A 24,232-nucleotide genomic window follows, 5' to 3' on the forward strand; every position below is an offset into this window, starting at 1 on the left:
ATTGTATTCCTATGTCGATCTAACGAATATTATTTGCGAGGATCTCCGAACCATGCAGAATAAATCAATGAAAAATTGCGATTTCCATATGCTGAGCACGAATTTCCTTCGCCGTATCCAGCTTTTAACGATTCTATATTTGGCTGATAAGGAGTATAGATATAAAGCAATGCAGTAGCCTTATTTTCGATATAAACATTGCTAGATCCGCATGATTTATTTGGCGAATATTGAATTGTGTTAATCGTGTTAGGGTGGTAGTTATATTGATCGTTATGAAGAAGATAATATCTATATCTTCTTGCGGAACCAATTACTTGTTTAAAGAATCCTGCAAAACGTGGGTTGCAATGAGAATCATCTGGACAATCTAATCCCATAGCTGATTCGTATTGGAAATCGCTAGGATCAGTGTCTGTTACAAGATGTTGTTCTTTTTGCAGCATGGTAAGTAATACTCGTTGACTGATATGACATGCTTTTGCTGATTTGTATATTATGTCTGCAGAAGATTCTTTGCTTACACTTTGATACTTTGAACATAGTGAATCGGCAGGAATAGTGTGAGTATTAAAGTACGCATTTTTTAAGCAATTTTTACCAGTGCATTTTGCTCCTTTTTTGCGTATAAAATTGCGTACTTCGTCTTTACTCATTGCGTTATCGTCAAAAAATTGAGAATCAGAAATAATATTGCCTGGATTAAAATCGAAGCGTGACACAAGTTGTTCTTGTTTGTTGCGAAGATTAGAAACAGTCTGTTCCCAACGTATCCACTGAACAACAGGAATGATAATAGCAATGCCTATGACAGCAATAATAATGTTTCGTAAAATTTTATTGGAGTAAAACTTATGCTTTAATGAACTGTTGTTTTTATTGTGATGAGCACCACTATTATGTTCACTATTTAGGTTGACATGAATAGAATCATGTTTCTTTCTTCTCTGCACCATGTTTCCTCCTACTTAGCTTGTTACATTATAAGTGATATGCGAATCATTTTATTATTGTGATTATTTTTTAAAATTGTTCCTAACTTTTATTGTTGATTGTAACTATCAAACTGTAGAATTATCCGATTGAGTAGCTACGCGCGAAGAATTTGTTGCGATTAACTTTAGATTGTTAGGGCAGATTGATTTATTTGCAGTAGTTTTCTGCATAAATATTTGGAATTATTAGGCTGTTGTAGGGGAGTAAGACGGTGATGATTGGGACTAAACGATTTGATTGTTCTTCTGTGGATCCTTATGATGACCCAGAAAAGCGCGATAAGGTTGCTGTTCGTGCGTTAATACTACTGCTTATTACATATATTATTAGCACCTTGTGCTTGCAAGGTTTCAACCTTGTTTATAAACAAGTTGGTATAGATGTGAAAGCTGTTGATCAAGCGCCTCTTATAACTGGTTTACCTGGCATTATTTTAGGAATTGTATGCTTTATTTACGGTTCTTTAGGCGACTTTGTGTCATTAAAAAAGCTAGTAACTATTGGATTAACATCTTTGTTTATAGGCTCAGTTTTTGGATTTGTAGCTAATTCTTGTTTTGAGCCAAATTTGTGGACAGTTATTGCTGCTCGTATTATGCAAACAACTGGTGAACAAGTAGCAGGTTCATCATTCTTAGTAATTGCAACGAAATATTTGCGAAATGATTTGAAAGTTATCTTCTTCGGATTATTTACAGCATCGTACCAGCTTTCTGCATGTATTGGAGTATTTTCAGCGGGATTGTTAAGCTCTATTGCTTGGCAATATTTATTCTTAATTCCAGCATTAACTATTCTAATATTGCCGGCATTATTGCATTATTTACCAACAAAAAACGGCAATGGTAAAAAAATTGATGTTGTTGGTTTTACAGTCTTTGGATTTGCTGTTGCATCTCTTACATTGTTCATTTCATACAGAAACTTGTTGATGCTTATTTCAGCAATTATATTGTTTATAATTTTTGGTATTTACATTAGTAAAGCTAAAGAGCCGTTTGTTACACCAGCTTTCTTTAAAAATATTCGTTGGCTTTCTGGCATAATTTTGATGGGCATAATATACTTCACAAATTATTGCATAAGCCCACTGTTCAATAGAGTTGGAAAAACTTTGTATAACATGACTACTTCACAAGTAGCTTCTTATTTAGTTTGGGCTTTTATTGTTGCTGCAATATTCGGTTCATGCTCAGGCTTAATAATTAGTCGTATAGGAAGAAAAACAGGTTTATTATTAGCAATATTGTTTATACTTTGCGGATGGATTGGTATTGCAGTATTAATAAATTCTGGATTCTTGGCTATAGCTTTGTGTGCATGCATTTATTATGCAGGTTGTGGAATGGTGTATTCTCCACTGGCCTCAACAATTCTTTCATCTCTTCCAGTTGAAGAATCTGGCAGAGGGTGCGGAATGAATGATTTAGTTATTAGTGTTTCTGCGTCTGTTGGTGTAGTAATTTTTGACGGAATATTAGATAAAAACATGCTGAGTGGAAATTCTATAACGGGTGCTTCTGGTATTTCGTCTGGATTTGCAAACATATCTCTTATGTGTGCTGCTGTTGCATTATTAGGGATTATCGTATTTACATTCAGAAACTTTATTACTAAAGAAAGCAATGCAATTGAAGTAAACGAAGATCAAGAATAAGACCAAAATAATAGTAAAAGCAAAAGCAATAGAATTATAATTGGCAATAGCTTAGCAACTGTGCAAATAAAGTTTGTTTACAACGTTATGAGCAATATTGTTTACAACATTGCAAGCGCTAAGAAAAAATATATGCATATATGCGAAACAGCTTTCACCTTCCGCCAATCATCTTTCGCATGCGTTGTATGCTAATCGGATATGCAGTTCCCAATTCTTGCGCCCAAAGAGATACATAGAATTCTTCGCACATCCAACGTAATTTCTCAGCGATTATTTGTGACTCGTCATGTGCTGGTCCTGATGGGATTTTCTGAGCGTCTTCTTGAGCTTTTACTACAAGCTTATGTGCTTCATCTGCCTGCCAAGACCAACGTACGTCACGGTTTTTGTCTGCCTTAGCTTTAGTAAGACGAATCACGTCTGCATGCAAGTAGCGTTCAATACGAGGCAGAGAATCAGATGGAGTTTTGGCAATAAACCCTTCGTATACAAGACTTGCAGTGTGTTCGCGGATTGATTGCAACACTGAAAGCAAAGGCAAATCTGCTTTGCCAGAAACAGCTTTACTAACTTCCGCATCACGCTTTAATATAGCAATCACATCGTGAGCTACATCGTATACCGTATCCTCGTATATTTCGGAAATGTTGGCAACAGTTTCGCGTAATAAATTGTCGTCAGTAATATTATCTGTGTTCGCAATTAGTCGTTTTACTGCAGCCATTTGCAAGTCTTCTGCTAAAGCGTTAGAAGTTGAATAAGGTGCAGATGCGAGCATTAAAGATTCAGCGCCAAGCCAGCGAGAAGTAATACGCTTATTGTCTAAATGCAACATGTTTAGCGCACCCTGCCATACCATTTGCGCGCGCGAAAGATTTGTAGCGCCTGATTTGTGCAATAAATCAGCTCTTTCTACAACGTTTCCAGCTTGAGCTGCTTTACTTGCTTTACGATTTACAACCGCCCGCGCAGATTCTTGAGCTTCTTTTGCAAAGCGTTTTTGCAATGCAATTAATGACTTATCTGTTCCAAGAATTGTAGGTTTTACGCGATTAGAGTACTTGTTACGACCTGCAGGTTTATTGCGATTTTCGTTAGCTTTTCTCTCTTCAACACTAAACGTCATGCGCAAGTATGGTGAGAGTCTGCTTATTTGCTCCTCGTCGAAAACTTCAGGATGTATTTGCGCTCCAACTACACAAATTGCAGCTTTAGTGAAAACTTCTCTAAAATCTTGCCATTCGCTTTTTATATTGCTTTCTGTTTCTCCAGTCCCAGGAAGCTCGTCGTAATGTTCGTCAATCCAAGAGCGAATTTTTTGAGCAGTATCAGGAGCTGGAACAAACTGTACTCGTAGAGCTTTAGGCAAAGATTTAATCATGCCAATAATAAGCTCATCTAATAAACCTGGAACATTCCAAGTAAATTCTTCAGGAGTTAAGCGCGAAAGTACGTAAAGCGGCACATGCACAGTTACGCCGTCCAAAGGATTAGCCGGATCATACACATAACTTAAACGCAACCTTATAATCTGACCATCTGTACCAACTGTATCCCAATGGTCAGGATAGTCAGCTAAATCAGTACTTTGCGTAGTTTGTAAACGTTCAACTTCATCGGGATTAAAGTCTAACTTGTGTGGATTTTCTTCGCGGTTATCTTTCCACCATTTTGCAAGAGCTGCAATAGTAGTTGCTTCTTGAGGAATGCGAGTGTCGTAAAAAGTAAATAAATCTTCGTCGTTTACAGTTTCGCTTATTTGACGAGTGCGATTTGCTTGATTATCTGCATCTTCAAGCACATTGTGATTATTTACAATAAACTCATCGTGTGCAAAACGCTGTTGCACATCTGCTTCAACTAAGCCTTGACGAATCATAATCATACGAGCTTCGTAAGGATTAACTCTAGTCCATTGAACTGTACGATCTTGAACAATAGGCAATCCGTATAGTAATACTTTAGATTTTGCTACAGCAGCACCTTTAGAAGCACTCCAATGAGCGTCAGAATACGTGATTCTAGTAAGATTTTTAGCAAGAGGCTCGGCCCAAGCAGGATCGACTTGTGCGCAATATCTTGCCCAAAGTCTAGATGTTTCAACTAATTGCGTACACATAACCCATGAAGGAGTTGTTTTCGAAACAGATGAAGCTGGGAATATTGCGAATCTTCCTCCGCGTGCGCCTTGATAGTCGTTTTTAGCCATTTTTTGAGCGCGTTTCATAGCTCGAATTTTTGCTGATCCATGCAAATTAGCAAAATCTGAAGCTTTTGGTTCACGCACTACTTGCATTCCCAACATAGAAAGCAATCCTGCAAGCATCGACGAGTGTATTCCTTGCGAATCCCAAGAGCAGCACAAGCTGTGAGCAGCCTGTTGATTATTAGGAAGCTGACGAATTTCCAAAGATACTCTTTTAGATGGAATAGGCTCGCCAACTTTATAATGCAACTCTTTACACAAGTCTTGAAGTTGATTAACTAAATCTTTCCACTGTTTTAAACGCAAAAAGTGGAAGAATTCCGCTTTACAAAGTTTGCGAAGAGCATTATTGCTCATATTTCCGTCTGCTTGGAAAATATAATCCCAAATATTTAAAGCAGTTAAGAAATCGCTTGTTTCATCCGCATAACGATTATGAAGTCTATTCGCTTCTTCACGCTGTTCTTCAGGACGCTCGCGAGGATCTTGCAAACTCAAAAACGCAACAATTACCAGCACAGCTGCAAGAGTATTCGGAGTTGTTTTACGCGCCGCTTCAATAATCATGCGTCCTAAACGAATGTCAATCGGCAATTTAGAAAGCTCGCGGCCAATATGAGTTAAAGTGATGAAACCTGTTTTTCTACTTATTGCGCCAAGCTCGTTAAGCTCATTAAAGCCATCGCTTACAGCTTTTATGTCTGGCGGATCAATAAAACCAAAATTAGTAATATCTTCGCCAGTTTTAGCAACACCAACCGAAAGCATATGCAAAACTACTGCACCAAGAGAAGTGCGCAAAATTTCAGGATCGGTAAAACGAGGGCGAGTTTCGTAATCTTCGCGCGAGTAAAGTCTAATAGCAATTCCGTCCGCGATTCGTCCGCATCGCCCAGAACGCTGATTTGCGCTCGCTTGAGAAATTGGCTCTATAGGAAGTCTTTGCACTTTTGCAGACTTAGAATATCTGCTAATTCTCGCAAAACCAGGATCGACAACGTATCGAATCCCAGGAACAGTAAGCGAAGTTTCAGCAACGTTCGTAGCAATAACAATGCGTTGATGAGAGTGATGTTCAAATACTCGATGCTGATCTTTTGCAGAAAGACGCGCAAAAAGCGGCACTATTTCAATAGCATCAGCTCGCTTCATATCACTTGCTCGAGTGCCAAAATATGAGCGTAATCCTGCTTCAAACTCTCGAATATCGCGCTCGCCAGAAGCGAAAACCATAATGTCGCGCGCGCCTTGCTCGTGGTTTGAATGAATCACTAATTGAGCACATGCGCGAGTTACTGCAGATGTCATATCTTCATCTGTAATATCGTCTCGATTGCTTTCGTTAGATTGGCTTTCTGCAACAGTTTCCTCATCCATTGTTATGTCTGCAAAGCCGGGGACGTGTTGCATAAGTGAAGGAGCGGATCCAAGTGGTTCATAAAGAACTCGCACAGGGTAAGTGCGTCCAGAAACTTCAATAACAGGAACTTTTGTGTGTAAAGCTTGCTCAAAATGTTCACGGAATTTTGCAGAATCTATTGTTGCTGAAGTAATAATCAGCTTCAAATCGCGTCTTTGCGGAAGTAAAGTCGTTAAATATCCTAGCAAAAAGTCAATGTTAAGACTGCGTTCGTGAGCTTCGTCAATAATAATCGTGTCGTATTTAGTAAGAAGAGGATCTCGCTGAATTTGCGCAAGTAAAATACCGTCAGTAACAATTCGAAGCTTTGTTTTAGGTGAACTTTCGTCGGTAAATCGCACTTGATAGCCGATTTCTTCGCCTAGTTTTACTTCCATTTCGTTTGCGATTCGCTCAGCAACAGTGCGTGCAGCTAAACGGCGAGGCTGAGTGTGCACGATTTGCTTACCTCTTCCGCCTCTTCCAAGCTCAAGCACCATTTTTGGGATTTGCGTAGTTTTACCGGAGCCAGTCTGTCCGGAAACAATCACGACTTGTGAAGACTTAATTGCTTCTATTATTTCGTCGTGTGCTGCGCAAATAGGAAGCTCAGCAGGGTAGTCGAATTTCATAGTGTATATTTCTTTTCGTAGATTTTTGCTTTTTAGTACTTCTTTAGTATTAGTACGTTTTATTATTTCGTTTTTATTACTTCTATAATTCGGTATCCTTTAGAACTTGCATATTTTTCAACTATGTAGTTTTCGCCAAGATTTTCAGCAAGCCAAGGAATAAGTGAGTCTGAGCCAAGATTTTTTTGCACAACTAAGTAAGCTGCTCCTCCTACTTTTAAACGCGGAATCCAAGTCATCAAAATGTCGTGCAGCATTTCTTTTCCAACGCGAATTGGGGGATTGGACCATATGAGATCAAAATTATTAAATTCCAAAGTATTATTTTCTTTTAAAGCGTCATCTACTAAAGAAGTGCGAATATGCTTTAAGCCAGCGTTTTTTGCGTTTAGCTCAGTAAGCTCTAGCGCGCGCTCATTTACATCTACAGCTACAATCTCAGCTTCTGGAGATTCTAAGCCCATTGCAATGCTGATAGGCCCCCATCCGCATCCAATATCAAGGAATTTGCCATTTTCCGGTGGTTTTGGAGCATGTTTTAGTAGCACAGACGTGCCTAGATCAAGCTTAGAAGCACTAAATACTCCGTTTGAAACTTGTACAACAGTTTCATGATTTCTCAAAGTTACATGTAACGTTCTTCGCTCATCGCAAGATGATGGTGTTGCAGAAAAGTATTGTTCGCCACTGATTTTTTGCGTTTTTTCTGATTTTGGTGATTTGGTTTTATCGTATTGTTTAAATTGTTGATGACTGTCCATGATCTCGCTCAAAAATACCGTATTTCGCCTATAAATTTAGATTTATTAATATACTTTTTTCTATTGTATCTTTATTTACATATCATACATATATGTTGTGTTCATATATTGTCGTCTCAAGTTACCATAATAAGACAAACGTTGTAAAACGCTATTTACAATGAAATAGAGGAGGGACAGTTGGCGGATAGTAATGTGGCATCCGGGCGAGATGATGTGCTTAATTCAAACGATTTTTCCTCCCTCGAAAATGATTCTAATAATATGAATGAGCATAATCTCACCAATAATGCAGTGCTTTATGCTCATTCGGATGTGCTTCTAGACACTACTTCTGACAGTGAAAAGCATGATGAAGTTTGGCAGGAGCGTGAATCTCGTAATGCTTTAAAGCGAGTAGCTGGTCTTGGCGAATTACAAGATGTTACCGAAGTTGAGTATAGAAAGCTTCGTCTTGAGCGCGTTGTGCTAGTAGGAGTGTGGTCTAGCGCAAAAGGAACTCTTGCTCAAGCTGAAGAATCGTTGCGTGAGCTTGCAGCGTTGGCACAGACTGCTGGTGCTGTTGTTTGCGATGGCATGTTGCAACAAAGATATAGGCCGGATGCTGCAACTTATGTTGGTTCAGGTAAAGCGCGTGAGCTTGCAGCAGTAGTTGCTCAGCATGATGCGGATACGATTATTGTTGACGATGATTTACCTCCTAGCCAGCGTAGAGCTTTAGAAGATGCGACTAAAGTTAAGGTTGTCGATCGCACTGCTGTTATTTTGGATATTTTTGCTCAGCACGCTACAAGCCGTGAAGGTAAAGCTCAAGTTGAGCTTGCTCAATTGCAATATATGCTACCTAGGTTAAGAGGCTGGGGTGCTGCTCTTTCTAGGCAGGCTGGTGGTAGAGCTGCAGGAGATGCTGGTATTGGTTCTAGAGGTCCTGGCGAAACTAAAATCGAAATGGATCGTCGAGCTATTCGCAATCGTATTTCTAAACTTCGTCACGATATTGCGAATATGGCACCTGCGCGCGATGTAAAACGTGGTTCTCGTAGACGACAAGATATTCCAACTGTAGCTGTTGTTGGATATACGAATGCTGGCAAGTCGTCTATTATAAATCGCCTTACTGGATCACAAGAATTAGTAGAAAATGCACTGTTTGCAACTCTTGATACTGCAGTACGTCGTTCTCAAACTCAAGATGGTAGAAGCTATACTTTGGTAGATACTGTTGGTTTTGTTCGCAGACTTCCAACTCAACTAGTTGAAGCATTTAAATCCACTTTGGAAGAAGTTGGACAAGCAGATGTTATTTTACATGTAGTTGACGGTTCGCATCCAGATCCTATTTCGCAAATTAATGCAGTAAACGAAGTTCTCGCTAATATTTCTGGTGTAGAAGATATACCTCAAATTATGGCATTGAATAAATCAGACATGATGAGTGATGCTGCGCGAGAACGTTTTTCTTCTCTTTATTCTGATGCCGTTATTGTTTCTGCATTTAGTGGCGAAAATTTGCAAATATTGCGCAATCGTTTAGAAGAATTGTTACCGTCTCCTCGTGTTCGTGTAGATGTAACTTTGCCGTACGAGTTTGGTGGATTATTATCAAAAGTTCGTGAAAATGGTGTAGTTGAAAAAGCAGAATATGTAGATTCGGGGGTTGAACTTATTGCTTGGGTTGGACCATCGTTAGCTGCAAAACTTATGAAAGTAGCGTTGTAATAATAAATTCCGGTGGTGCGATTAGAGTAAAGGTGTTCATACCAAAAGCTCTTAATGTGAGAGCAGCCCTTAGTAATGCATAAATCGTGGTATTTTGTGTGCTTATAAGGGTGTGATAGGTTGTTGAAAAGAGGTTTTTGCTCATGGTGAGTTCGCAGGTTAAGCCAACTAAGCTTGCAATTATTGGTGCCGGCGCGGTCGGATCTACTCTCGCTTTCGCTGCTGCTCAGCGTGGTGTTGCGCGTGAGATTGTGCTTGAAGATATTGCTAAGGAACGTGTTGAAGCTGAAGTTTTGGATATGCAGCATGGTTCTAGCTTCTATCCTGCAGTTTCTATTGCCGGTTCTGACGATGTGGAAATTTGCCGTGATGCTGACATGGTCGTGATTACTGCTGGTGCTCGCCAGAAGCCAGGTCAGACTCGTTTGGAGCTTGCAGGTGCCACTATCAACATCATGAAGTCAATCATTCCGAACGTTGTGAAGGTTGCTCCTAACGCAATTTACATGTTGATTACTAATCCTGTTGATGTTGTTACGCACGTTTCTATGAAGCTTTCTGGTCTTCCAGCAAACCAAATGTTTGGTTCTGGTACCAACCTTGATTCCGCTCGTCTTCGTTTCTTGATTGCTCAGCACACTGGCGTTAATGTTAAGAACGTTCACGCATACATTGCTGGCGAACACGGTGACTCTGAAGTTCCACTGTGGGCTTCTGCAACCATTGGTGGTGTTCCAATGTGCGATTGGAACGCTCTTCCAGGTCATGAGCCACTTGATGCTGCTAAGCGCGAAGAAATCCATCAGGAAGTTGTTAACGCTGCTTACAAGATTATCAACGGTAAGGGTGCAACAAACTATGCTATTGCTATGTCTGGTGTAGATATTGTTGAGGCTGTTCTTCGCGATACTAACCGCATTCTTCCAGTGTCTTCTTTGCTCGATGACTTCCACGGCATTTCTGATGTGTGCATGTCTGTGCCAACATTGCTTAATCGCAATGGTGTAAACTCTCGTCTAAACACTCCAGTTTCTGATCGTGAGTTGGCTGCTTTGAAGCGTTCTGCTGAAACTTTGCGCGAAACTGCTGCTAAGTTTGGTTTCTAGTTTTAAAGAGTAATTTATAAATTATTAAACCGCTTCTTCTTTTAATTGAGGAGGAGCGGCTTTTCTTATTTAAAACAACAACATACCTCACAGAATTTTCTGTGAGTTCGATATATTATTACATTATGGCTGATTTTTCTAACATTCTTGCTACTCGTCCTGATTTTAATGACAGTGATCGTGAGTGGCTTCACCATTTGGTGGTCGATTGGCAGGTTATTGCAGATTTGAGTTTCGCAGATTTGCTGCTGATTATTCAAAATGGTGACGGTGATTATGTTGTTGCTGAACAATGTCGTCCTTCAACAGCTATTACTTTGCGTACTGATGATTTGTTAGGTAAAAAATTAGATGATTCTTTAGTACCTGAGCTTAATGAGGCGATGAAATCTGAGACAAGTTTCCACTCTTCGACCTTACGTTCTATTGGTAGAGCTACTGTATGCTACGTTTATGCTCCAGTTCGTCATAGGGGTAAAACTCTTGGATTGGTTATGCGCGAAACTAATTTGGCAACGCGTGAATCTAATGGTCGTTATGAAACTGAAAGTATTAATGCTGGTAAGACTTTATTTGACATGATTCCTCGTGAACAATTCCCATATCGTGAATCTGTATTAAATCAACGACATAATGCTCGAGTATCCGATGGTTTTATTGTGCTAGAAGACGATGGAATAGTTCGTTATGCTTCCCCTAATGCCATTAGTTGTTTCCGCAGACTTGGCGGATTAAACACTATGCAAGGTGAATATTTAAGCGAATTTGGCACTAGGTTGTTGCATACGAACGATAATGTTCCCGAAAGTTTACCTCTTGTATTAACTGGAAAAGCTGATGTAGATTGTGAACTTGAAGCGAACCATTCTATAGTTTCCATGCGCTCCTTGCCTCTGTGGGGTCCAAATAATCGTGTTGGAGCTGTAGTGTTATGCCGTGATGTTACTGAAGTTTTGCGGCGCGAACAAGAATTGCGTACTAAGAATGCCACTATTTCTGAAATACATCATCGCGTAAAAAACAATTTACAGGCTGTTTCTGCTCTTTTGCGTTTGCAAGCTCGTAAAACAAAATCTATTGAAGTTAGAAAAGAACTTGAGGAAGCTCAACGTCGTGTGCAAACTATAGCACTAGTTCATGAAGGCTTGAGTCAAACTGCTGACGAAATTGTTGATTTTGACAAAGTTATTTCGAGTTTGTTGAAGATGTCAATTGAGTTGGCATCTCAGAATCAAAATATCGATATTGATTTTGTTGGAAAATTTGGCAGATTAGCAGCTCAGGATGCTACACCATTATCTCTTGTTTTAACTGAGCTAGTGACGAATGCAGTTGAACATGGTTTTGAAGGTCGTGAAAAAGGTCATATTCGTATTGCAGTTGGTAGGGGCGGAGACAATCTTAATATTGTCGTTGAAGATGATGGAGATGGTATAGATAGCGAGTCTTCTCATGGAATGGCTAAACCATCTGGCTCTGGCCTTGGAACGCAGATTATAAACACATTTGTCACTAACGATTTTGGTGGTACAGTTCGTTGGTCTCCTCGAAGAGAGGGCGGAACTAGGGTAGTGTTAGACATTAAATTGCGCGTATCTGGTATTGAGTAGCTTTAGTAAAAATTGTTTTCCAACGTGCATTAAATGTTATACATTTAGTGTAAAAAGTACAGGAACAATTAAAATTGCTAATAAAGATGCAAAATACCTTGAAAAAACTTTCTTTTCATGATTTCCTTACATTCAGGGGAACTTCTAAAGCTCACCGTTGTAGGTAAGAAATGAGGATAATAATTCATGAGCAACTCGTTTGATTGGCGCACAACAGCAGCATGTAGTGACAAAGATCCTGAACTGTTCTTTCCTCTTGGAAGTGCTGGTACAGCAGTTCAACAGCTTGAAGAAGCAAAAGCAGTATGTCGCTCATGTGATGTTGCAACAGAGTGTTTAAAATGCGCATTAGAAACTAACCAAGATTACGGTGTGTGGGGAGGATTAAGCGAGGATGAGCGTAGAACTCTAAAGCGTCGAGCAATGCGCGCACGTAAAAATCAAGATGCGTCACTATAGATAATTTTATTCTAGGTGCACTATTTGAGTTAAACTTGCTGATCCTGGAGTGATTAAAACGCATCGTCCTGGAAGTTGATAGTCTTCAATATCAAAACTTTTAGATAAAGCAGAAGGTATTCCAAGCATTGTATCTGTGCCCACATCTCCTGTTGGAAATATTATCCTTACTGGTGCTTGCTCAGGTAAACGTAAGTAGCGAGAAGTGCTAGTGCTCATAATAACTGGGCATTGTTTACTATTTAATCTTTTTTGAAAAGCAATAGCAGTTTGTTTAGTATTTAGCGGATCAAGCAATTCATCTGCATCGTCAATAATGATTGGCGTATTTTCGTTGTAAATGTTATTAATGTTTTGTTCATATAGTGATTTTCCTGAATATATTGGCAGGTTTAAAGTTTTAGAAATTATTTTTAATATTGTTGTTTTGCCTTGTTTCCTACTACCAATAACAGCTATATTTCCAAGGTGAATTGGTAATAGAGCAGGATATAAGTGTATGGTATCGTCTTGCAACCCAATAATAATATGCTTCGTATAAAATTCTTGAGTACGTAAACTTTGAGATATTTTTTGCTCCGAATTTTTGTATTTGTAATTATTTGAATACTCTGCAAGTTGTTTTGCTGAAAGAATCGACGGCAATGGTTTGCTAAATAATTCTGGAGAATGATCATGATGGCAGAATCTACCAGCTAACTGTATTGCTCGTACTAAATGTGCAGGATTGCTGCTTTGAGCACATCGCAAAGCTTCTACTCCTTCTCCAATATTGTAATATGCGGCTCCTGGCGTATTTGGGCTTATTCTAGCTGCATGCGCTGTTCCTAATAATTCTTGCGATTGTATTCCGTCTCTAACTCTCAAGCAAATATTAATAGAAATATTAGCTTTCATATCTGCGCTTACTTGTGCGAGTGGATTTTGAGTTCCAGCAATAATATGCATTCCCAAAGATCTGCCTACTGATGCAATTCGTATAAGACGAGGCATGTAGTTGGGAAGTTGATCTTTTAGAGCATGAAATTCGTCAATAACAATAAGCAATGAAGGTTCAGCTGGGGTTACTTGTGCAATATTATTACATCCATGATGAGCTACTAGTCTTTCTCGTCTATTTAGTTCTAGTTCGAGACCTTTTAGAGCGCGTATTGCGTGTTTAAGATTTAAATCTCCCACATTTCCCATAGCATGTGGGAGTTTAGATAGTATGTCAAAAGTTGCTCCTCCTTTAAAATCCATAAAAACAAACCGTAGCTGCTGCGGACCGTATTGAAAAGCCAAAGCTAAACACCAAGTCGTAAGAAGTACTGATTTACCAGAACCAGTTGTTCCAGCAACTAAAGCATGTGGCCCATTGTTAATTAAATCTAAATAGCAGTAGCCATTATTACTTATTCCAAGTGGAGCTATAAGGTGTTTAGTTTTTGAATTAGGCAAGTAGTTATAAATATTTGTATTTAGATTTTCCTTCATACTATTGGATTTGTTTTTTATGTCGTATGTTCCTGCATTTTTTAACCATGTTTGCAATACTTCTTTCCAGTGATGTTGCGTATTAGAAATTGCATTTCTTCTCATAAGTAATGTTTCTAAACTTACTGGTGTAATAGTATCTGGCAAACTTTCTACAGTTTGTTGATTATAAGTTACGTTATTTGACGATTGCGTGGTGTTTAATAATTGAATTTGCTGATTTTGTTGAACATTTTGAACAGAATTTTTCTCAGATATGTATTGAAAAATTTGTGGAATAAGACTTGCTATGTACATCATAATGCTTGGAATAATCATGGTTAGCATCATCCAATTATCTTGCATCCATGCCATTATAGCCAATGCTACGTGAGCGAATATGGGAACTATACTCGCTGTCATCTGTACATGCATAAGTACTTTAGTTGTAGACATTCCTGTATTAGATTTGTTACTCATAAATGTATGAGACAATATTTTTGATTTTTGTGCAATACTTATGCAAGATTGTGGTTAAAAGATACGAGTTTAGTGCTTTCTAAGTTGTGGTATCTAATTAAAGTGTTGTTTACACAACAATACTTCGAAATTATTGTTGCTCTGCAAGAGTTCCAACTGATCCAGGTTTATGAGTTCCTGATGCAAGTTGGTTGAATAAATCTAAGTTTTTAGCATCATCGAGAAGCACGGATGAACCAACTCCTGGAACTTGATAATCAGGATTCGTCCAATATATTGTTCCAGATATGCCTGACGGCCCAGTTGCTTCTTTGAATGCTTGAGCCATTTCCCATAATGTTCCTGGATTGGTTTTCTCGTCAAAAATAACTGAAGCAAGTCCCGTTTCAGCAAGTTTTTTTACTTTTCCAAAATTCAATAAGGTATTGTGATCTAATGCTTTTTTCATAATAGATGCAATAACCATTCGTTGACGTGCAGCTCGTCCAAAATCAGATTCTGGATCTGCGTATCGCATTCGCGAAAATGCCAACGCTGTATTCCCATCAACGTGATGGCATCCAGAAGTCCAATTTAACCCGCTAAACTTATCACTTACTGTACGGTTGTAGCATAAATCAATGCCATCTATAGCGTTAACAACATTAGTAAGACCGCCAAAACGTATTTCTGCAACATGGTCAATGCGATGACCTGTAATTTTTTCTATTGCTGCTGTTAATGCTTTATCTCCAGCTGCTTGCGCAACGCTATTAATTTTTACTTGTTCGCCATTTAAAGAAACAAGAGAATCTCGAGGAATAGAAATTAGAGAGCTGTGACCATTGCTCGGCTTTGTCAATACAAGAATAGTATCTGTTCTAAATCCTGTTATCTCTTTAGCTTCTTCGCCTTCTCGTTGATCAGAACCAAGAATAAGCCATGCTTTGCCTTGAGTGCTAGGAGTACTAGTAAGCCAAGTAGTGCGGTTAATTCTTGAGTCAACCCAGTTCCATGAATATACCCCAAAACCAGTTACACCTATTGCCAGAACAACAAAAAATGCAATAAATGCATGTAAAATTCTGTGCGGTTTGTGCGGTAGTATTTTTGCTGTACTTCCAACTGCTTTATTTATAGTTGTTGGAATACGCATTTGTGAAATAGAACTTGTGCGCGGTGCTGGTCTTGGTTGCAATTGCGATGTGTAAGAAACAGGTCTAGAAGAACATTGTTCTGGACTTTTTAAGATTCTTGTTCTTTGAGTTGTAGGCGCAAAAGACGGCGCTTGTGATGGAAGCGCATTAGACTCTATTTTGCCTCTTTTTACGCGTTTTGGAGTGAAACTAGGAGGCACGTTCGAGTTAGATGAATCGTTATTATGAGAAGGAGTGAAGATAGGTGGGTTTATATTATCTTCAGAAGGGTCCTCATACAATCTCGAATTCATTCATCCTCCAAAATAAGCATGTATCTTCAATGACTATGAATACATAATATATAAATTTTATGTTCGTACATTATATATTCATAGATTACATCTTGCTTAAGTGTTTATTTTTTTCTAGGCACAGCGCAAAGTACATTGTTTGCATACTTGTCTGCAAAGCCAACGTATTGTCCTGTTTGTGGATTGTGAATAGTTCCATTTTCAGGATTTACAATTCCTCCAGTATTTGGATCAATAAGTTGTCCTTGAGAATTTTTTATTAATCCTGTTTTTGGATCAACACGTCCCATCTTCTTTGGATCTGTAGTTTTATTAAGCTTGTCGTTTTCGTTTATATTGCTATCGTCATCCGTATCTTCATTGTCTTGATTATTCGTATTCTTAGACGAATTATTTGCATTCTTTTTGTTAGTGCCGTTAGTTTTATGATTTAGCGATAGCGGTTTATTTTCACGCATCAAATCCCAAATATTGTTTGCTTCATCAGACCACACAACACGATTTGGATCATAAGAATCTGGAATAACAGGAGTAGTACGAGCATAAATATGTGAAGAATCTAATTTACGCATGCTTAATGCCAAACCGACCAAAGTGGTAGGATTTGCCAAGCCTTCACTTATATTCAATGCTCCCAACGATGCTTTTGCAAGCTGGTAAAGCTCACTTGTCTGAGTAAATAAGTTTTTAGACAGTGCTTGATGTAAAAGCTGTTTAATCAAGTATTGCTGTCTTGTTGTTCGCATTATGTCAGAGCCATCGCTTGCTGTATCGTGACGCATTCTAGCGTATTGAGTAGCAAGTCGACCATTAAGATGCTGCATTCCTTGTTTGAAATTCACGCCCGTATAGGCATCGCGAGTTGCTGTTGGGATGCACACAGATACTCCACCAACTGCATCAATCATATTGCTTAATCCACTGAAATCAGCGACTATAAAATGATGAATATTTAAACCAGTAAGTGAATTAACAGCTTTTAACGAGCATGATGCTGCTGAAGCTAAATCTCCACCTTGCGCATATCCTAAGGCGAAAATTGAATTAAACATCACATGTTTTCTTGCAGGAATATGTCCTTTTGTAGTGTCGCATGCTGGTGCGTTTACCATAGAATCTCGTGGAATAGAAACGATATTCATGTATGATCTATCTGCGCTAATTTGAACTACCATAGTAGTATCTGACTGATGATCACCAGTTTCGCCGTCATGTGTAAAGCTCTGATTATTCCCATCTCGAGAATCTTGACCTAAAACAAGAAAAGTTACTGGTTTGCCTGCGTTAATATCAAGTGTTTGATTAGCTTCTGGATCTTTAGATATAACGTTTATGACTCTGTTACTTACAGCAGAAGAAAAATCTAACCACACTGCAGCTATGATTGTTGAAAAGAATGTAAGTACTGAAATAACAAACATGCACAGTATCTTGCGCGTGCGGTTAATCATTCTATAACCAAGACTATGATGAGGAGTTGAGTTCCAATCTTCGCCTGGTTGGTACCGCATGTCTTCAGGATACCGTGAAGTTGTCATCGTACCTTCTTTCTCAATAATGAGTAACCTTTTAGGTTGTGGCAATATCATTTCTTTTGTCATCAAATAAATCAATATTCAATGGACACATATAGCGTGTAATTATAGCATGCTGCAGTGAGATTTATGACATCTGGTTGTGTTGAATATTATTTGATATTTTAAAGAAAATTTTAATAAGTTTACGCAAATATTCTAATTAAATTTATATGAAGCATACTGGTTAATATGAGCAAAAATAATTAATAAAATATGTATAAATTTATTTAGAATTACGACTTGTGTTTTGGCGGATACATACCCCCTGCGTAAACTGGTAAGTATGGATTCGATAACCGCTCATAATCTTACATTTGAAGACGAAGTTTTACAGGTGCTGTCATCTGCGAAAGATGCGCATCCTCATGATGTGGATTCGTCCATTATGGCAATGATGTGTGTGGAGCGAGATACTCGTTTTTATGCTGATACGTTACATGCAGTACTAAGTCAATCAATTCTTCCTGGAACTTTAGTAATAGTCGATTGTGCTAGTCGAGTAAAGCAGACTATGCAAACGAATTTACAAATAAAAATTAATTCATCTAAGCTTGCGGGAGCAATTAATACTAGGAAATCATTATTGCAGAATGCTAATAATATCGATTCCAATAATGCAATTGATAGCGATTCAAAATATAGACCAAATACTAATCGCGTAAATAATACTCGCGTAAACAATAGTGAAAATAAATCTGTACACATAATTATTATTCCCATTTCTTATGCTCATTCTTTTGGAGATGCAATAGAAAAATCTTTGCGCAAGATTTTGCCTTGTGCAGGAGTTTCTGCATTATGGCTTTTGCATGATGATTCTCGTCCTGCAGACTTCCATTGCTTAGAATATTTGCGTGAAACTTGGCGCAATACTCCGACTGCATCAGTATTGGGAGCTAAACAAGTTGATTGGCAAGGAAATATCTTGCACAACGTTGGAATGTATGCTTGGCGTCACGGTGTTCATACTCTTACTGTTGACGGCGAGCCAGATCAAGAACAGTATGATGGGCGTGGAGATGTGTATGCAGTATCGCTAGCAGGTGCTTTAGTCACATTAACTGCATGGCAGACTTTACGCGGTACGCAACAATGGATGACAACTTTTGGCGAATCAAGAGATTTTTGTCGTAGAGTATGTCTATCTGGAGGTCGTGTTGTTGTAGTTCCTTCAGCTCGTATCGCACACAGGCGTGCAAGGTTAGAAGGTATCCGTACTCGTAACGGTGATGCTAGAAATCATAATAATTCAGGATCTAAGTATGGTGTAGCAGCTTCTCTCGTAGCTAAGCAGCGTTACAAATACACTGATATTAGTATTTTTTTGTGGCCTCTTATATGGATTCTTAGTTTGCCTGCTTGTTTCGTTGGCGCTTTGCATTCGCTGTTTGCTAAACATCCTTATATAGCGTGGATTCGTCTGCTTTTGCCATGGCTTGCTATTATGCAATTACCTAGAGCAGTTTTTGCTCGCAGAAGGGTTGCAAGGAATACTCGTGTTCCATTAAAACGACTTGTTCCTCTTATCGCAGATCGTCATCAAGTTGCACGTTGGCGTGATCGTAGTTCTGCTTTCCAAGCTCAACAGCATTTCGTGCTGTTGAGTCCTCTAGCGAAGCGGCATTTGCATATTCGAGTGTTGCGTAGGTGGAGTGCTGTTATTCTTGCGTCTCTTCTTCTTTTTGCAGTCATATTGAATTTATATGGCTCTCCATGGCGTGAAATTTTAAGTGGCGCTTCTTGGAATGCACAGCAATGGTTACCAACGGGTGCAGATTTCAATCAACTATGGAATTCTGCTATTGGTGCATGGGTTCCTGATGATGGTTTTGGACCTGCAATTCCTCCAGCACCATGGCTAAGTATTTGGGCAATCGCATCAATTGTGGTTGGTGCTAACCCGTTATTGGCTGTCACATTAATGTTCTTCTTAGCTGCTCCAGCTATGTGTTTAAGTTTTTGGGCTCTTGCTGGCGTATTTACGCGCTCGGATACTGTGCGTGTATGCGCTGGTATTTGCTGGACTATGATTGCTATTGCTTTTGGTTTGTTTGCACGCGGTGATTTGCCAATGTTAATGACTATGGCATTTTTGCCTGCAGCATTTGCTTTTGCGTTCCATGCTGTTGGAATGTACGTAACAGAAGATCCTGTGCGTCCTGTTAAATCCACTCAATGTGCAGCATGCGCAGCATTATGCTTTATGGTTCCAGTAGCTGCAGAACCGCAGCTTGTTTTGCCTCTTATTGTTATTTTTATTGCGTCGTTTATTATGGTGCGCTCTCATCGTATTATGTTCGCGCTTATGCCTATACCATCGATAATTGTTTTGCTTCCTACAATAGGAAGTGCTATTAGATATGGCGAATCTGGAATGTGGCGTCAATTGTTCTCTAGTATGGCTTTGCCATTGAGAAGTGTGCAAGGTGCTCCACGCGTAAGCGATTACGCTGATGTTTTGTTGCACGCTTTTAATATGGCTTCTCCTAATGTTGAAATTAATATGCCATTGATGAGCTTAAGAACAATAATAATGGTAATTTTTGCAATTCTAGCTGTTGTTATGGCTGTTACGTCATTAACTTTGCCTTTTGCTTTGCGAGTTTCTCGAATGATGTGGGTTGTGATTATTTCCGGAATGCTGTTATCTCTTATTGCCGCTCGTGTTGTAGTTGCATCCGATATTTCAGGACCTGTTGCTGCAAGCGTTTTGCCTGGAGTCGCATTATCTACTGTCGGCATTTTATCTTGTATGTGCATGGTTGCCGGTCAAGCTGTTCGACGCTTTGAGCCACTACGTACTTCGAAGGAATCTGAGTCTCAAATTTTTGATAACTATAAAACTCGTGCAAGTAGACGTGCTGCAATGCGTCGTTCTGCGGCACAATTGTTGCAGCGCATAATTCGCATAGCACGCGCTGTTCTTGCAAGTAGCATGTTGACTATGGCGGTTCTTTTGGGTCTTTTTGCTGTATTGAGCGGACCTGCTACATCTATTTGCGCAAATAACAATGAGCTCCCTATGGTTGTTTCTGATTATTTGCGAAAAGACGATACTCGGCGAATACTTGCTTTAAGAGCTCAAAGTAGCCATGATTTGTCAATCTCTATTATGCGAACATCTAAGGGAGATGCAATAGACGAATCTCCAGCACTTCGTGTTAGACAAGTAATGTTTGGTGATTCATCAAGCAATAAAGCAATATATCGTGCCTCAGCACAATTGTTATCTCATACAGATAATGGCGCAATTTCAACGTTAAAGCAACTTGGAATTGGCGGTATTTATATTGTTAATAGTTCAGAAAATAAGCAGGTTTCCCATAAAACTTCTATGTCAATACAACAATTGTTACATCCTTCTGTGCAAACAGTGAGTAATGTTAACAAAGAAGCTACTGAACAATTAATTGCACACGTTAACGCTTCTGACGGTACACAATTGGTTGTTTCATCACCGCAAGGAACTTATTGCAGATTTGATGGTGTGCCTGATTCTAAGTCGTTGTCTTCTACATCTCCGTATTATCGATCTAGGCCTCTTGCGTGGAGAGTTCCTTGGATTATTGTTTCTTCTATGGTATTACTGCTGTACTGTATTGTTGCCGTGCCTCGATTTGGCAGACATGCAATGATAGAACGTTCAGATGACAGGCATGAGGAGGAATTAGATGAACTGGCATAAAAATCCTCATGAGGGCTCTAAGCATGGTGAAGTAAATGCGGATGTAGATATTAATCGCAAGAACAAAATAGTCAGTATTGTCTCACTTGCTATTTTTAGTGCAATAATACTTATTGCTTCTGCATGTGTTGTTGCATTATGCTTACCAATGTCTCACTTTGTAGACAATCCTAATACTCCATCTAGTGGCGTTATAAGTAGTGTTGGTTCTACTCGTTTGCAAACTATTTGTCCTATTCGATTGTCTCTTCCAGATTTGACTCAATATGGTGATAGCGAATATAACGAATCAGAAGGCGATTTACAATCTTCTGCTCGTTATGGTGCTTTTGGAGATGTGTATAGTTCTAGCTTGCGTAACATACGAGATAACAATGATCAATCTATTACGTTGAATTCAAAATCAACTGATGATGATACGTCAGCTTTTATTGCTAACAATAATGTAAATCATGACGCTCAAGTTCTAGAAGGACATTTGTCACGAGTTGGATCTGGCACTGGAATATCTGCTTCCATGGTTTCATGGGCTACTAAAGGTGACGTAAAAGGTTTATCTGCAACTACCTGTTCAATGCCGTCTATGAAACAGACATTCCTAGTTCCGGAATCTGCTGATGGAATTTCTATTCGTTTAGAAGCGTTTAATGCTGCTTCAAAATCCACTGTTGTTCGTGTTAGAGCTTGGTCTGCAGAGCATGGCAGTAATCAGTTAAATCTTTCTACAGGAAGTGCTTCTACTGTTCCTGCTCGTTCTCATGCATATTTTGATCTTGCTGCTGCCTCTCCTAAGACTTCTGGATTATACGTGCAAGTTGAAAGCGAGCAGACACCTATAGCATCATTTGTAAAAGTCATTCATATGAGTGGCTTATCTGTAAAAGGTGTAGATATTGTTCATGAATTAAGCACTCAATCTAATACAAATATTCTTTCAGGTATTAGTGAAGGCGATCAATCTAAGTTATATGTATGGCCAAATAAAGATGGTAATGTAACGCTTTCATGGATGAATGATACAGGTTCTAAAGAAGTAAAGAATTTGACGTTAAAAGCACACCATTTGCAAGTTGTCGATCTTGGAAAAGTTCCGGAGCATGCTAATGCTTTGAGCGTAAGTGGAGATGTTCCTACTCAAGTAATGATGTCCATTACTAAAGATGGCAAGGATAATCAATCAGATGTAGCTTTTATTACACCATCTAACGTACAAGGTAGTGGCGCAATTGTATCGCCTGTTTCTGCTAATGAAACAGCTCTATACCTTTCTTCTTCAAGTGATAAAGATACTGCTGTGCGTTTGCAAGGATTTGATTTAAATGGTGTATTAGCTGCTACAAAAAACGTAACGATTCCTGCGAATGCATCTTTAAGAATTCCTGTTTCAGAAATTTCGCACGATGCAGTTATGTTTATTGCGAAATCGCATAGCAAAGTTGCTTTGTCTGCCCGTATTCATAAAGATGAAATCGATAAGGCTGGTATAGCAGGTATTTCTTGGCTTTCTGCGCAATCTTTGGAACCGCAAGAAATGAAGGTATACGTTAAAACTGACAATCATATTGTGCAATAATACGAATAAAAATATTGCTATAAGCGACTATAAATTAATTAAAATACTTAATAATTTTAATTAATTTAAAAATTGTTTACAAACCCCAATCTGGATCAATTTCTTCTGGTCTGCGACCGTATAGTTCTGCTAAGCATTGCACAAGCTCATCTCTGATAGCATATTGAAGTTCACTTCTGCTGCTTACATGAGTGCATAGCGGAAGCCTATACAATACAATTCTAGATTGCATACCACGGCTAGCTGGAAAAGCTTGCGAAAGTATTCTGCGGTTTTGCTCCCATAACAGTGGTTGCGAAGGCGGCACATCTTCTACCGCGAATTGAACGTCTTTAGTTAATGCTTGCCAAGCACTGTTAAGGCGTCTAATTTGAGCTGCTACCATGGCATCAAACATTCCGCTAGCAGTTCTATATTGTGGAAGTCGAGTACCAAATATTGGTGCCCTAAGACCTCTACCATGCCTATTTCTATAGTGACGTTCTTCCCAAATTAGACCTGTCATGCTTCCACTTTACGAGAAGGCTAGGGCAATAATATGTAAATAATTAATATGCGGTGTGTGAAATACGCTCACACTATAGAATACTGTATATATGGTTTTAAAAGTCAGGAGGATTTGTAATGCTCAAACCAATAGTGCATGATTGGAATGAGTTTAATCTTGACTTGAGCATTGCTAAATCGTCTCTTATTGCTTTTGATTTAGATAACACACTGGCATGTTCTAAAAAACCTATGCTTAAATCGATGGCTGAATCATTAAGTAAGCTGATTGATATAATTCCTGTTGCTGTAATAACAGGTGGCTGCTTAGAGTTAGTTAAGAAGCAAATTTTAAATATGCTAACTATTGGCACTAATCTTAAAAATATTCACATAATGCCCACTAATGGAACTAGTTATTATCGTGTGAATAATGACATGTCATTGCAATCTGTTTATGAACATACTATCGATTTTAAGCAAGCGCAATGCGTTATTGATGCAATACACAAGTGTGCAAAAAATATAGGCGTTTGGAAAGAACCCGGCGATCCAATGCTGTGGGGAGAACAGATAGAGAACCGCGGTAGTCAAATTACTTTTTCGGCACTAGGACAACTAGCTCCTATTGAATATAAAAAAACTTGGGATCCTAGCGGTTGTTTGAAAGCTCAACTTGCACAAAGCATTTCTCAAGCTTTACCTAATTTTGCTGTACGCGCTGGAGGAGATACTAGCATCGATATATACAGGCGCGGTGACGATAAAGCTCAAGCTTTGCGAATGCTGTCTCAATATTGTGATGTTAATATTGAAAAAATTACTTTTATTGGCGATCGTATGTATCCTGGAGGAAACGATTATCCTACTGCCTTTACAGGAGCTTTAATTATTAAAGTAAGTAATCCTTCGGATACTTTAGAGCTTTGTAATAAGGTACTTAATATTTTAGAAATATAGAATTTTATTAATTTTTCATTTTAAGATACCTTTTATCCA

Annotated in this window: 15 protein-coding genes; 8 read left to right on the forward strand and 7 right to left on the reverse strand. The window is 38.8% G+C overall.

Features of this window, described 5'->3' with window-relative positions:
• Positions 1-29: 29 nt before the first annotated feature.
• Positions 30-956, reverse strand: a complete 927-nt coding sequence (locus HXT44_RS02835; protein ID WP_004110800.1) for a hypothetical protein — start codon at positions 954-956, stop codon at positions 30-32.
• A gap of 254 nt (positions 957-1,210) precedes the next feature.
• Here HXT44_RS02835 and HXT44_RS02840 point away from each other — a divergent pair, with 254 nt between their 5' ends.
• Entirely contained in the window at positions 1,211-2,653 is a 1,443-nt protein-coding gene (locus tag HXT44_RS02840; protein ID WP_421783114.1) for an MFS transporter, read from the forward strand.
• Positions 2,654-2,807: 154 nt separating this feature from the next.
• Here HXT44_RS02840 and hrpA read toward each other — a convergent pair whose 3' ends face one another.
• Positions 2,808-6,893 carry an ATP-dependent RNA helicase HrpA gene (gene hrpA, locus HXT44_RS02845; protein ID WP_421783116.1) on the reverse strand — a complete coding sequence of 1,362 codons (4,086 nt, stop codon included), beginning with the start codon at positions 6,891-6,893 and terminating at the stop codon, positions 2,808-2,810.
• A 62-nt stretch (positions 6,894-6,955) separates the two neighbouring features.
• Positions 6,956-7,654: a class I SAM-dependent methyltransferase gene (locus HXT44_RS02850; protein WP_004110795.1), complete on the reverse strand. Its 699-nt coding sequence runs from the start codon at positions 7,652-7,654 to the stop codon at positions 6,956-6,958.
• Positions 7,655-7,918: 264 nt separating this feature from the next.
• Here HXT44_RS02850 and hflX point away from each other — a divergent pair, with 264 nt between their 5' ends.
• The 4 genes from hflX to HXT44_RS02870 all read left to right on the forward strand — a co-directional run bounded on the left by hflX (position 7,919) and on the right by HXT44_RS02870 (position 12,548).
• Complete coding sequence (hflX, locus tag HXT44_RS02855) at positions 7,919-9,373, forward strand: GTPase HflX (RefSeq protein ID WP_119504550.1); 1,455 nt, start codon at positions 7,919-7,921, stop codon at positions 9,371-9,373.
• A 143-nt stretch (positions 9,374-9,516) separates the two neighbouring features.
• A complete protein-coding gene (locus tag HXT44_RS02860; RefSeq protein ID WP_004107125.1) occupies positions 9,517-10,479 on the forward strand; it encodes an L-lactate dehydrogenase in 963 nt (320 codons plus the stop codon).
• Positions 10,480-10,604: 125 nt separating this feature from the next.
• The gene (locus HXT44_RS02865; protein ID WP_004110792.1) at positions 10,605-12,089 is read left to right on the forward strand and encodes a sensor histidine kinase; all 1,485 of its coding nucleotides are present in this window, start codon (positions 10,605-10,607) and stop codon (positions 12,087-12,089) included.
• Between the two features lie 186 nt (positions 12,090-12,275).
• Positions 12,276-12,548 (forward strand): WhiB family transcriptional regulator, encoded by a 273-nt coding sequence (locus HXT44_RS02870; protein ID WP_004110789.1) that lies wholly within the window; start codon positions 12,276-12,278, stop codon positions 12,546-12,548.
• 6 nt (positions 12,549-12,554) lie between these two features.
• On the opposite strand, the gene HXT44_RS02875 is transcribed toward HXT44_RS02870, so the two are convergent.
• The 3 genes from HXT44_RS02875 to HXT44_RS02885 all read right to left on the reverse strand — a co-directional run bounded on the left by HXT44_RS02875 (position 12,555) and on the right by HXT44_RS02885 (position 17,450).
• A complete protein-coding gene (locus HXT44_RS02875) occupies positions 12,555-14,378 on the reverse strand; it encodes an FtsK/SpoIIIE domain-containing protein (RefSeq protein WP_421783118.1) in 1,824 nt (607 codons plus the stop codon).
• A 235-nt stretch (positions 14,379-14,613) separates the two neighbouring features.
• Positions 14,614-15,912 carry an LCP family protein gene (locus HXT44_RS02880; RefSeq protein WP_421783120.1) on the reverse strand — a complete coding sequence of 433 codons (1,299 nt, stop codon included), beginning with the start codon at positions 15,910-15,912 and terminating at the stop codon, positions 14,614-14,616.
• 104 nt (positions 15,913-16,016) lie between these two features.
• Positions 16,017-17,450, reverse strand: a complete 1,434-nt coding sequence (locus tag HXT44_RS02885; RefSeq protein ID WP_421783122.1) for an LCP family protein — start codon at positions 17,448-17,450, stop codon at positions 16,017-16,019.
• Between the two features lie 322 nt (positions 17,451-17,772).
• Here HXT44_RS02885 and HXT44_RS02890 point away from each other — a divergent pair, with 322 nt between their 5' ends.
• Both HXT44_RS02890 and HXT44_RS02895 read left to right on the forward strand, forming a co-directional pair.
• The gene (locus HXT44_RS02890; protein ID WP_421783124.1) at positions 17,773-21,174 is read left to right on the forward strand and encodes a glycosyltransferase family 2 protein; all 3,402 of its coding nucleotides are present in this window, start codon (positions 17,773-17,775) and stop codon (positions 21,172-21,174) included.
• On the forward strand, positions 21,161-22,747 hold the full coding sequence (locus HXT44_RS02895; RefSeq protein ID WP_421783126.1) for a DUF5719 family protein: 1,587 nt from the start codon (positions 21,161-21,163) through the stop codon (positions 22,745-22,747). The genes HXT44_RS02890 and HXT44_RS02895 overlap by 14 nt, the downstream gene beginning before the upstream one ends.
• A 76-nt stretch (positions 22,748-22,823) precedes the next feature.
• Here the strand turns inward: HXT44_RS02895 and HXT44_RS02900 are convergent, their stop codons facing one another.
• On the reverse strand, positions 22,824-23,252 hold the full coding sequence (locus HXT44_RS02900; RefSeq protein ID WP_012914044.1) for a metallopeptidase family protein: 429 nt from the start codon (positions 23,250-23,252) through the stop codon (positions 22,824-22,826).
• A 119-nt stretch (positions 23,253-23,371) separates the two neighbouring features.
• Between HXT44_RS02900 and HXT44_RS02905 the strand changes: the two genes are divergently transcribed.
• Entirely contained in the window at positions 23,372-24,193 is an 822-nt protein-coding gene (locus HXT44_RS02905) for an HAD-IIB family hydrolase (protein WP_012914045.1), read from the forward strand.
• Positions 24,194-24,232 lie beyond the last annotated feature (39 nt).

Source organism: Gardnerella sp. DNF01198P (assembly GCF_049244165.1).
Taxonomy (GTDB): Bacteria; Actinomycetota; Actinomycetes; order Actinomycetales; family Bifidobacteriaceae; genus Bifidobacterium; species Bifidobacterium swidsinskii.